General features: G+C 71.0%; 11 protein-coding genes. 5 read left to right on the top strand and 6 right to left on the bottom strand.

Annotation, left to right across the window (positions count from 1 at the left end; translation table 11 throughout):
• Nucleotides 1–738, top strand: a 738-nt coding sequence (locus tag QNJ12_RS21310; RefSeq protein WP_300625786.1) for a prealbumin-like fold domain-containing protein, incomplete at its 5' end; no start/stop codon positions are given.
• Nucleotides 739–862: 124 nt separating this feature from the next.
• Nucleotides 863–3,238, top strand: a complete 2,376-nt coding sequence (locus tag QNJ12_RS21305) for a beta-propeller domain-containing protein (protein ID WP_300625785.1) — start codon at nt 863–865, stop codon at nt 3,236–3,238.
• Between the two features lie 9 nt (nt 3,239–3,247).
• Here the strand turns inward: QNJ12_RS21305 and QNJ12_RS21300 are convergent, their stop codons facing one another.
• Complete coding sequence (locus QNJ12_RS21300) at nt 3,248–3,952, bottom strand: nucleoside deaminase (RefSeq protein WP_300625784.1); 705 nt, start codon at nt 3,950–3,952, stop codon at nt 3,248–3,250.
• A 43-nt stretch (nt 3,953–3,995) separates the two neighbouring features.
• On the opposite strand from QNJ12_RS21300, the gene QNJ12_RS21295 reads away from it, so the two are divergent.
• Together QNJ12_RS21295 and QNJ12_RS21290 are read left to right on the top strand one after the other, a co-directional pair.
• Complete coding sequence (locus QNJ12_RS21295) at nt 3,996–4,844, top strand: acyl-CoA thioesterase (RefSeq protein WP_367281831.1); 849 nt, start codon at nt 3,996–3,998, stop codon at nt 4,842–4,844.
• Entirely contained in the window at nt 4,841–6,199 is a 1,359-nt protein-coding gene (locus QNJ12_RS21290; protein WP_300625782.1) for a PQQ-dependent sugar dehydrogenase, read from the top strand. Before QNJ12_RS21295 ends, QNJ12_RS21290 begins: the two co-directional genes overlap by 4 nt.
• A 30-nt stretch (nt 6,200–6,229) precedes the next feature.
• On the opposite strand, the gene QNJ12_RS21285 is transcribed toward QNJ12_RS21290, so the two are convergent.
• From QNJ12_RS21285 to QNJ12_RS21270, 4 genes are all read right to left on the bottom strand, one after another.
• Nucleotides 6,230–7,618 carry an RNB domain-containing ribonuclease gene (locus QNJ12_RS21285; RefSeq protein WP_300625780.1) on the bottom strand — a complete coding sequence of 463 codons (1,389 nt, stop codon included), beginning with the start codon at nt 7,616–7,618 and terminating at the stop codon, nt 6,230–6,232.
• A gap of 341 nt (nt 7,619–7,959) precedes the next feature.
• The gene (locus tag QNJ12_RS21280; RefSeq protein ID WP_300625778.1) at nt 7,960–8,964 is read right to left on the bottom strand and encodes a rod shape-determining protein; all 1,005 of its coding nucleotides are present in this window, start codon (nt 8,962–8,964) and stop codon (nt 7,960–7,962) included.
• A 103-nt stretch (nt 8,965–9,067) separates the two neighbouring features.
• Nucleotides 9,068–9,268 carry a hypothetical protein gene (locus QNJ12_RS21275; protein ID WP_300625776.1) on the bottom strand — a complete coding sequence of 67 codons (201 nt, stop codon included), beginning with the start codon at nt 9,266–9,268 and terminating at the stop codon, nt 9,068–9,070.
• Nucleotides 9,265–9,768 (bottom strand): molybdenum cofactor biosynthesis protein MoaE, encoded by a 504-nt coding sequence (locus tag QNJ12_RS21270; RefSeq protein WP_300625774.1) that lies wholly within the window; start codon nt 9,766–9,768, stop codon nt 9,265–9,267. Before QNJ12_RS21270 ends, QNJ12_RS21275 begins: the two co-directional genes overlap by 4 nt.
• 188 nt (nt 9,769–9,956) lie before the next feature.
• Between QNJ12_RS21270 and QNJ12_RS21265 the strand changes: the two genes are divergently transcribed.
• Complete coding sequence (locus QNJ12_RS21265) at nt 9,957–10,520, top strand: hypothetical protein (protein WP_300625772.1); 564 nt, start codon at nt 9,957–9,959, stop codon at nt 10,518–10,520.
• Between the two features lie 31 nt (nt 10,521–10,551).
• Here the strand turns inward: QNJ12_RS21265 and QNJ12_RS21260 are convergent.
• On the bottom strand, nt 10,552–11,442 hold an 891-nt coding region (locus tag QNJ12_RS21260), incomplete at its 5' end, for an NAD-dependent epimerase/dehydratase family protein (protein WP_300625771.1).

The following is an 11,442-nucleotide window of genomic DNA, read 5'->3' as shown; positions in this document are numbered from 1 at the left end:
ACCGTGATCCCCGACACCGTCGACCTCACCGAAGACGGCCAGACCATCACCATCACCGCCACCAACCCCTACCGCGACCACCGCGGCAAGCTCGCCATCGAAAAGATCGAAACCGGCGACACCGCACCCGGCAACAGCTACAGCTTCGAGATCCGCGACACCGACAACACCGTCGTCGACACCCTCACCGTCACCGCCGGCACCACCGCCGAAACCGGCTGGCTCCCACTCGGCACCTACACCATCACCGAACTCGAAGCCCCCGACGGCGCCACCGTGATCCCCGACACCGTCGACCTCACCGAAGACGGCCAGACCATCACCATCACCGCCACCAACCCCTACCGCGACCACCGCGGCAAGCTCGCCATCGAAAAGATCGTGAGCGGTGACCCGGATGCCGACGGTGTCTACACGATGAACGTGACAGGGCCCAAGAGCTTCACGGTCACGGTGAAGGCGGGCGACACCTGGACCTCTGACTGGCTGCCGTTGGGCAGCTACACGGTCACCGAGGTCGACGCCCCGATCGGCGCGACCATCGTGCCGAGCCCCGCCGTCCTCCGGGTCGACGGCGCGACCGTCACGGTCGTGGTCACGAACCCGACGCTGCAGAGCGCCGGCGTGTTGCCGGCAACCGGCGGCGGGCTCGGCGTCCTGCCGTGGATCTCGGTCGCACTCGTCGCCGCGGGCAGCGGGCTGCTGCTCGTCGTGCGTGCCGGCCGCACCCGCTGCTGAGCTCGCCGTGCGACCAGGGGGCATACCGCCCGGCATCACGCCGGGCGGTCGCCGGATGCGGGGGCGCCCGTCTCGATTCCGTACGCGTCGGGAACCGATCCGGGTCGCGCGGCGTCAAAGGGACATGCGAGCCGTCACACCCGTCCTCCTCTCCCTGGCACTCGTGGGTGCCGCCTGCAGTGCCAACTCCCCGTCGGCGACCGGTTCGTCGACCACCGGCGTCGACGCCGCCACGACCGGCGGGACGTCGGGGACGTCCGGCACGTCCGACTCCGGCGGCGGTGCCGGCGGGGGCCGATTCCTCCGCAGCCTGACGCCGTTCGCCGATTGCTCCTCCTTCCTCGACCACGTCCGGTCGGAGGCCCGTGAGCGGGTCGGGCCGTACGGCCTCGAGCAGGGCCACGGCTACTGGCTCGAGGGCGACGTCGTGTTCGAGGGGGAGGACATGATGGTCGACGAGGCCACTGACGCGGCCGTGAGCGACGACGGCGGCTCCCGGACCGCCACCGTGCCCGCCTCGGCCGACGCAGACGACTCGGCCGAAGGCGGCGGCGAGTTCACGGGCACCAACACCCAGGAGGTCGGCATCGACGAGCCCGACATCGTCAAGACCGACGGCGACCGCATCATCACCATCGTCGACAACGTGATGACCTACGTCGACGTGAGCGGCGACGGGGCGGTCGTGACCGACAGCCTGACCCTGCCGGAGGGCTGGGGCCACGAGCTGTTCTTCGCCGGCGACCGGGCGTTCGTCTTCACCAACGACAGCAATTGGTTCGGCCCGATGCCGGTCGAGCCGCTCGACCCGATCGGCGGCGACGCCGAGGCCGAGTTCGCCGTCGCCGACAGCGTGATGTACGAGCCCGAGATCTGGCGGCCGGCCGCCCTCATCCTGGAGGTCGACATGTCCGACCCGAGCGACCTGACCGTCGCGGCGTCGATGCGCATCGCCGGCCAGTACCTGAGCGCGCGGGCGATCGACGACCACGTCCGGCTGGCGGTGTCGAGCGGCCCGCAGCAGCTCCCCTGGGTGTACCCGCAGACGCAGAGCGGCGAGGCGCGGGCGACCGCAACGAACCGCGAGATCGTCGACGAGTCGACGCTCGAGCAGTGGCTGCCGTCGTACAAGATCACCAGCGACGACGTCTCCGACGAGGGCCCGCTGCTCGACTGCAGCCGGGTCCACCACCCAGCCGAGTTCGCCGGCTTCGACGTGATCTCGGTCGTCGACCTGAGCCTCGAGGACGGCCTGACCGGCGGCATCGCCCGACGGAACGCGACCGGCGTCCTCGCCGGGGGCCAGACCGTCTACTCGTCGATGGACCGCTTCTACGTCGCCACCACCAAGTGGGCGGGCGCCGACGTCGTCACCCGCGACGTCGACATCGTCGAGTGGAACGACGACTACGAGACCGACATCCACGCGTTCGCGATCGCTCCCGGCGAGCCGACCGAGTACGTCGCCAGCGGCTCGATCACCGGCAGCCTGCTCAACCAGTTCTCGATGGACGAACACGAGGGCTTCCTGCGGGTCATCGCCACCGACGGCTCCCCGTGGGGCGGCAGCCCCGAGAGCGAGACCCGGCTCGCCGTGCTCGAGGAGCAGGGCGAGCGGCTCGTCAAGGTCGGCGAGGTCGGCGGCCTCGGCCGCGGCGAGCAGCTCTTCTCGGCCCGGCTGATGGGCGATGTCGGCTTCGCCGTGACGTTCCGCCAGATCGACCCGTTCTACGTGCTCGACCTCCGCGACCCGCGCAACCCGCAGGTCGCCGGCGAGCTGAAGATCCCCGGCTTCTCCACCTACCTGCACCCCGTCGGCGACGACTACGTGCTCGGCGTCGGCCAGGACGCCACCGAGGAGGGCCGCACGCTCGGCCTCAAGCTCAGCCTGTTCGACGTGTCCGAGCCGAACGACCCCCGCGAGGTCTCGGTCTGGACGCTCCGTGACGCCAACTCCCCCGTCGAGTGGGACCACCGGGCGTTCCAGATGTGGGGTTCGAAGGCGATCGTGCCCACCCAGTCGTGGTCGGGCGAGTTCAACGGGGCGATCGTGTTCGACATCGGCGACACCATCGTCGAGCTCGGTCGGGTCACACACCAGCGCAACGAGGTCGCGCCGTCCAGCGACTGCCGGCCGCTCACCACCGACGACGTCCCCGAGGACACCGAGCTGTGGTGGATGGCCGACGACCCCTCGACGCATCTCCAGCTGTGCGAGTCCGGCGCCGTGGGCGGCTTCGGCGGCTTCTACTGCGAGCGCTACCCGGCCGACGAGCTCCGCTACTGGTTCTACGACGAGGGGCAGGCCGACGACGTGTTCGAGCGGCTGGGCGTGGGCGACGACGACTTCTTCGAGATGTGCTGGCGGGACGACTACTACCGCGAGCAGATCGAGCGCAGCCTCGTGATCGACGGCACGCTGTGGACCATGACCAGGTCGGCGCTGCAGGCCAACGACGCCACGACCTTCGAGTTCCTCACCCAGGTGCCGATCCGCTGACGGCGCCCGTCACCGAGACGGCGACGCGGTCGGCCAGTCGAGGCGGCTGGCCGACCGCTCGACCTCGTCGACGCAGCGGGTCAGGTCGCTCCACAGCTCGCCGGCGGCGGCCACGACCGACTCGCCGGCATCCATGGTGGCGCCGAGCGCATCGTGGACGCGTTCGGCGAGTGCCGTCGTCTCGGGCAGGGTGGTCGCCCACAGACCGCCGACGGAGATGCGGCCAGCGACGTGAGCCGTGGGGAACACGAGGGCGAAGACGGTCCACTCGCCGACCGGGAGCATCTCGATGCCGGGCCAGCGGGCGGCCAGGTACGGCGTCAACTCGTGCATCCGCTCGGTGCCCGCCCAGAGCGGGTCCGGTGCCAGCACGCGCACCCGCCGCACCGGGCTGAGCCGGATCGCCGCGAGGCACTGCACGCACGGTTGCAGTGTCGTGTGCAGCTCGAGGTCGTCGTCCTCGTGCTGGCGGTAGCCGAGCTTGGCGAGCGCGTTCAGCTCGGCGTGTGCCAGCGAGGAACCGGCGATCACGTCGTCGCCCGGGACGTCCTCGAGCAGCCGGTTGCGGCCCGTCGCCACCTCGGTGCCGTCGCCGGCCACCACGACGGCGCCGATGCCGATGCTCCCCGCGCACGCCGACTCCCATCCGAGCTCGAGCGCACGCTGCATCGGGCGCGGGAGCTCGCGGAACGCCGCACGGGCCGCATCCTCCATCTCCGCAGCCTACGAACCCGGCGGGCGTGCCAGGATGACCGGCATGTCGGATGCGCTGCGCGACCTGGTCGCTCTGCTCGACCTCGAGCCGATCGAGGTCAACATCTTCCGGGGTGTGCAGCCCGACGAGGATCGGCAGCGGGTGTTCGGTGGGCAGGTCGCCGGGCAGGCGCTGGTCGCCGCGGCACGCACCGTCGACGATCCCGACCGGATGGTGCACTCGCTGCACGCCTACTTCCTCCGGCCGGGCGACCCGAGCGTGCCGATCCTCTACGACGTCGATCGGCTCCGCGACGGGCGCAGCTTCACGACCCGACGGGTCGTCGCGATCCAGCACGGCCGCCCGATCTTCAACCTCCAGGCGAGCTTCCACCGCACCGAGGAGGGGCTCGACCACCACATGCCGGGACCGGACGACGTGCCCGAACCCGAATCGCTCCCCGGCTTCCACGAGCGCTTCGCCCCGTACCGCGACGAGATGGGCGCCTGGTACACGCGGCCACGGCCGATCGACACCCGCTACGTGACGCCGATCGAGTCCGCCCGCGAGCCGGCCGACGGCCAGCTGGTGTGGATGCGGGCCGACGGCGAGCTCCCCGAGGATCCCGTGCTCCACGCATGCATCGTCACGTATGCGAGCGACATGACCCTGCTCGACACGACGCTCAAGCCGTTCGGCATGTCGTCGAGCACCCACGATCTGATGATGGCCAGCCTCGATCATGCGATGTGGTTCCACCGCCCCTTTCGCGCCGACGCATGGCTGCTCTACTCGCAGCGCGCGTTCTCGGCGTCGTCGGCGCGCGGTCTCGCCGGCGGATCGATCTTCACCGCCGACGGCGAGCTCGTGGTCAACGTCGTGCAGGAAGGGCTGATCCGCGTCCGGTCATGAGAGCTCCCCGATCTGCCCTGCCGGTGGTCGTTGCGCTCGTCCTCGGCGCCTGCGCGAGCAACGACGGTGGCGCCGACGGCCCAGCCACTGACGACGAGGCGGGCTCGGCGGCGTTCGTCACCACCACGACGACCGACCCCGACGCCGCCACGACCACCACGGCCGACTCGGCCACGTCGGCGACCGACACGACACCGACCGACACGACGGTGGCCCCGATCGGGACCAGGCCGACCAGCTCGTCGACGAGCACCTCGACCAGCACGACCACGGTGCCCACCGACGACCGGACGGTGGGGAACCCGGTGGTGACGAGCGAGATCGTCGGCGAGTTCGACCAGCCGATCGACCTGGCGGTGCGCCCGGGCGACAACGCGCTCTACGTCGTCAACCAGACCGGGACGATCGTGCGCCACGACGAGACGCAGACGGCGGTCGTTGCCGAGCTGGGAAGCCTGGTCTCGGGCGGCGGCGAGCAGGGCCTGCTGGGACTGGCCTTCCACCCGACCCAAGACCTGGCGTACGTGAACTACACCGACCGCGGGGGCGACACGATCATCGCCGAGTACGGGGTCGACGCCGTCGGACGGTTCGCGGCGGAGTCGCGCCTCGTCCTGACCGTCGACCAGCCGTACCGCAACCACAACGCCGGCGAGCTCATGTTCGGTCCCGACGGCATGTTGTACATCCCGCTCGGCGACGGCGGTTCGGCCAACGATCCCGAGCGGCGTGCGCAAGACCCCCGCTCGCTGCTCGGATCGATGCTACGGATCGATCCGACGTCCACCGGCGATGCCGCGTACACCATCCCGGCCGACAACCCGTTCGCGGGCGGCGAGTTCGAGGGCATCGCCGGCGCCCCCGAGGTGTGGGCGTGGGGGCTCCGCAACCCGTGGAAGATCGCCTTCGACCCGGTCACCGACGAGCTCTGGATCGCCGACGTCGGGCAGAACGAGTTCGAAGAGGTCAACGTCGTCGCGCCCGCCGGCGGCAACCCGGCCGGGCGTGGACTCGACTTCGGGTGGAGCGCACTCGAGGGCGCAGAGCGGTTCAACGACGACATCGCAGTCAGCGATCGCAACACCTTGCCGGTGCTGACCTACCGGCACGGCAACGACGGGTGCTCGATCTCGGGTGGCGTGCCGTATCGCGGGACGGCGATCCCCGAGCTCGCACCGGCCTACGTGTACAGCGACTTCTGTTCGGGCATCCTCTGGGCGCTCGACCTCGCCGGGCAGCGCAACCTCACGCTGCTCACCGGCTTCGACAGCGTGTCGGCGGTTCGCGCCGGACCCGATGGCGAGCTGTACGTGCTCGAGCGCAGCGGCACCGTGCACCGGCTCATCGCCGGGTGACGGGCCATCCGCCCCGTCGCCCGACGCCGGTCAGCTCACGCGCTCGAACTCGACCGTGCGGCGGTCGACGTCGACCGAGGTGAGCCGCACGCGGACGTCGTCGCCGGGGTCGACCCTGCGAGCCGCGATCCGGACGAGCACCGCCGGGTCGGCGATCTGCACCTCGACGCCCCAGTCCCCCTCGTCGACGACGACGGCATCGAAGATGTCGCCCTCGCGTCCCCTGAGCACGACCGCCTCGGCGAGGTCGAGTGCCTGACGCTCGGCGCGGTTCGCCCGCTGATCGCCGCTGGCCATCGCTGCGGGCAGCTCGTCGAACGCCGCACTGATCTCGGCCGGGACGGGCCGGCCGGAAGCGATCGCGAGCATCGCCTCGATCACGTAGCGGTCCTGCAGGCGGCGGAGCGGCGCCGTCGCCTGGGCGTACGTCGCAGCGACGGCCGAGTGCCAGGGTCGCTCGTCGGGGTCGAACGGCGCATAGCTGGCTCCACCGGCGGCGCGCCGGACGGCGAGCAGGAACGCCGACGTGCGCGGATCGTCCCGCGGCAGCGACCGCTCGAACGCGTCGAGCGACATCTCGCTCGGCCAGTCGAGGCCGAACGCACGCGCCGAGTGCCGCAGCTTGCGGTGCCGGCCCTCGTCGACCTCGGGCATCACGCGGAACAGTCCGGTGCCCGCCTCGTACAGCGCGGCGCCCACCGCCAGGTTGGTCGCCAGCGAGAGCGCCGCGTTCTGCTCCTCGGAGTCGAGTCGCGGCCGGAAGGTCAGGTCGTACCGGCCGCCGTCGTGCCGCTCGATCTCCTGCTCGGGGAACTCGACCCGCGGGGCACCGCGCGCCTCCTCGTCGGCCTGGATGCGGCGGTGGAGCTCGTCGAACCCGGCCGGCAGGTCGGACGGCGACACGGCGTCGTAGGCCAGCTTGGCGTGGTTGCGGATCAGGGCGCGTTCGACGCCGTCGAGGCGCGTGCTGCCGTCGGTGGCGACCCGGACCGTGAACACCACCGCCGGACGGTCGACATCGGGCAGGAGGCTTGCGGCGCCCTCGGACAGCACCGGCGGGTAGAGGGTCGACCGCCGATCGGGGAGGTAGACCGTGACGGCGCGTTCGAACGCCTCGACGTCGAGCGGATCGCCCGGCCGGACGAACCAGCCGACATCCGCGATCGCATAGTGGAGGATGATGTCGGCACCCGCCTGCTCGATCGTGAACGCCTGATCGAGGTCGACCGACGACTCGGGGTCGAGCGTCACGAACCGCACATCGGTCCGGTCGACGTGGTCGTCCAGAGGGGCTCGGGCCGCCGCAGCATCGGCCGCGGCGAGCACCTCGGGGGTGAAGGATTCGGGGATGTCGCCCTCGTCGCGGATCCGGTCGAGACCGGCTCGCATCGCGTCGTGGGCATCGTGGTCGAGGCGCATCGCGCCCAGACCCTACTGCCACCCCGACGAGGTCGACGCGGTCAACGAGCAGCAAGACGCAACACACCGAGCAGCCTCACCGTGCCGTGGCCACCTCGCCGCCGACCCTCATCGGAACCCCTGATTCCGAGCTGGATCGTGCGAGCGCAAGCCGCAGCGAGCCCGAGCTGACTTCGGTCAGCCAACAGCCGAACCCGTCCCGAGACGCACCGTCGGCTGACCAATCATCACGTCATCGCTCGGAGTCAGATCGTGCGAGCGCAAGGCGCGGCGGCCCCGAGCTGACTTCGGTCAGCGAGCCAGTCGGCGGGAGCTGCGACTTGGGCGTCGGGGCCCGAGCCTCATCTCCTGGCGCCCATGAACATGCCTTTGAGGGCGTCGTAGTGCTCGATGACGTGCCCGGCGCCGAGCACCACCGCTTCGAGCGGCACGTTCGACATGCGAACCGGCACCTCGGTCTCGCGCTCGATCCGCTCGGCGAGACCGCGCAGCAGGCCGCCACCGCCGACCAGGTACATCCCACGCACGAGGAAGTCCTGCGACAGCTCGGGCGGTGCCTTGGCCAGGCAGCGAACCACCGACGCCACGATCGACGAGACCACGTCCTCGATCGCATACCGGACCTCCTCGGGCGTGAGGATCACGGTCTTCGGGAGCCCGGTCATGAGGTCCCGGCCGCGCACCTCGGCCTGTGACTCCTGCGGGGTCGGGTCGGCCGACCCGATCGCCATCTTGATCTCTTCGGCCGTGCGCTCACCCACCGCGATGCCGTGCTCGCGGCGGATGTAGTTCTGGATCGCTGCGTCGATGTCGAACGAACCGACGCGAACCGCCTCGAGCGCGACGATGCCACCCAGGCTGATCACGGCGGTCTCGCTGGTGCCGCCGCCGATGTCGATCACCATGTTGCCGACCGGCTCGTCGATCGGCAGGTCGGCACCGATCGCTGCCGCCATCGGCTGCTCGATCAGGTTCGCGTCGGCCGCCCCGGCCCGACGTGCGGCGTCGGTGACAGCACGGCGTTCGACCTCGGTGATGGCCGACGGCACGCAGATCACGACCTTGGGGCGGGTGAACCGGCTCACGCCGACCCGCTGCAGCAGCAACCGGATCATGCGCTCGGTGATCTCGAAGTCGGTGATGGCGCCGCCGCGCAACGGGCGGACCGCGACGATGTAGCCCGGGGTGCGCCCGATCATCTGCCACGCCTCGCGCCCGGTGGCCAGCACCTCGCCGGTCTGCCGGTTGAGGGCGATCACCGACGGCTCGTTGAGCACGATGCCGCGGCCCTTCATGTAGACGAGCGTGTTCGCCGTCCCGAGGTCGATGGCGAGGTCGCGTGCCATTCAGACCTGCGCTCCTCGGCCGCGCAGGCCGTTCGCCGCGCACGTCGCGCGTGTGCGGTCCGACAGCCGGCGCATCACGTTCGGTGTCGGTGGACTCGTGGGGTCAGGACGCATCCGGACCAGTCTGGTCGGGATCGTCGTCCACGCGGCGGACCTGATCGACCACCGGTCGGCGCGCCTCGGGGCCCAGGGCATCGATCTGCCGACGAAACGAGTCCACGGGGTCCGTGCGGCGACGCAGCCGCATCCCGACGATCACCGCGATCACGACCGCGATCGCGAGCACGACGATGACGACGATCACGAAGAACCGCCGCTCGGGCCACCGTCGGCGGAGGCGACCGTCGACGGGTCGACCAGGTCGTGGGCGTCGGTCCCCCAGTCGGCACCGTCGGCCCACACCTCGTGTTTCCAGATCGGCGCCGCCTCCTTGAGTGCGTCGATGGCGTAGCGGGCCGCCTCGAACGCACCCGGCCGGTGCGGCGCCGACACGACCGCGATGACCGACGACTCGCCGAGTTCCAGCCGTCCGATGCGGTGGTGCAGCACGACCCGCCCGGTGTCGGGCCAGCGACGCCGAACCTCCTCGGCGATCGAGGTGAACACCGGGACGACCTGTTCCTCGTAGGCCTCGTACGTCAGGTACTGCACGTCCTCACGGCCGTCGGCGTGATCCCGCACGGTGCCGCTGAAGAGCACGACCGCGCCACAACGCGGGAGGACCGCCCACTCGTAGGCGGCGGCGACGGGCAACTCGAGTTCGGTGATCGCGAACCACTCGTCGCCGTCGGTCGGTGCCTCCACGACCGGCGAGCGTACCGCCCCGGCGCGGGACGGATTTCTGCATGTCACGTCATCCCGACACTTTTTCGCAGCTTTGCAACGTCGTGCGCAACCAGCCGTCACACAACACCGTGGCACCGCGCCGAGCGCACGCGTTGTGCCCTCCTCGCGAACCGAACCCGGTCGCGACTGGTTAGTGTTCGATGCTCGTGGAGCGAGCACCGATCCCACCCCACGAACGATCGTGGCGGCATCCCTCCGAGCTCCACTCGTCGATCGCGACACCCGAGCCGCACGGCTCGTCGGGACGACTCATCGCCGTCGCCACGGGCGCGGTCGCCGCGACACTCGTGGTCGTGCTCGCCATCACGATCCTGCCGCGTCGGGCGCCGGCGCCGGTCGCCGTGTCGGCCACCACGCTGCCGCCGTTCGAGGTGTCGGCCGCTGCGTCGGTCGCTGCGGACGAGTCGTCGGTGGAACGGTCGAACACGCTCGACCAGGTCCGTCTCGAGCAGACGGCGCTCGCCTCGCCGACCGGTCTCGCCCTGACCGGGGCGCCTCGCTCGATCGCGGTGCCGGTCGTCGCCGCGGAGGAGCCCCCGGCCGGTGAGCTCCCGGCCGACGCCGTCGTCCACCTCGTCACGTCCTCACACGTGTACCGGCTCGCACGAGCCGACCTCGATCGGACGATCGCCCCCGACGGCACGCTCGTCGTCGACGACCGCGGTCACATCGTCGGGTCCTTCGTCGACGGCCGGTTCGTCGCCGACTGACGCTGACGGACGCCGACCGACCGCAGTCACGTCACTGCCGGCTGCGCCACCAGCGCCGCAGGATCGTCGACGCGCCCAGGAGGCCGAGGACGGCGAGGACTGCCCCGGCGCCGAGGGAGAGTTCCTGTCGCCGCTTCGGTGACACGAGGGTCCACCACGGCGCTTCGGTCGCCTCGACGTACGCCTGCTCGTTCGTGACGACCGGGTCCCAGCCCTCACGGCGCAGACGGCCGTTGGCGACGATCCAGGGTTCGCGGGTGTAGGAGCCGAGCCCGGGCGGGATCGGGCCGCGCAGGAATCGCCACCGCAAGCCGGCACCGACCTCCTGCAGCCGATCGGGCATCGGCAGCCGCGGCCGCTCCCCCGACAGCGCGCGGACGCGTTCGCCGGGGACCCACCCGTCCGGTGCGACGTTGAACACGCCGTCGAGTCGGCGGCGGACGGACAGGACGATGGCGGCGGCCAGGTCGTCGAGGTGCAGGAACTGCGCGGGCGGATCGGCATCGGCGACGCGACGGCCGAGCCCGGAGACCAGGGCTGCGGCCAGCGTGGACGAGCGCCCGGCGGCGAGGGTCAGACAGGGGCGCAACACGCTCGACACCCGACCCGGTCGCGCCCGCCGCCACTGCTCGACCAGCTCCTCGGCCGAGGCGAGCTGCCGTGCGAAGACGAACTCGACGTCGGGCCGGAGCACGGCGTCCTCGGTCAGCGGCTTCGGGTTGTTCGGCGAGGCGCCGTAGACCATGGCGGACGACACGAACACCACGTGGTCGGCGTGCAACTGGTCGGCGGCGGCGAGGGTGATGGTGGCGAACTCGCTGGCGCTCTCGCGCTGGCGGGCGCGGGTGTCGTGATCGCTGGCCCCCAGGTCGACCACGACGTCGGCGACGTCGACCTCGAGATCGAAGTCGACGTCCGGGTC

Source organism: Ilumatobacter sp. (assembly GCF_030065885.1).
Taxonomy (GTDB): Bacteria; Actinomycetota; Acidimicrobiia; order Acidimicrobiales; family Ilumatobacteraceae; genus Ilumatobacter.
This window is presented reverse-complemented; position numbering and strand designations above follow the sequence as displayed.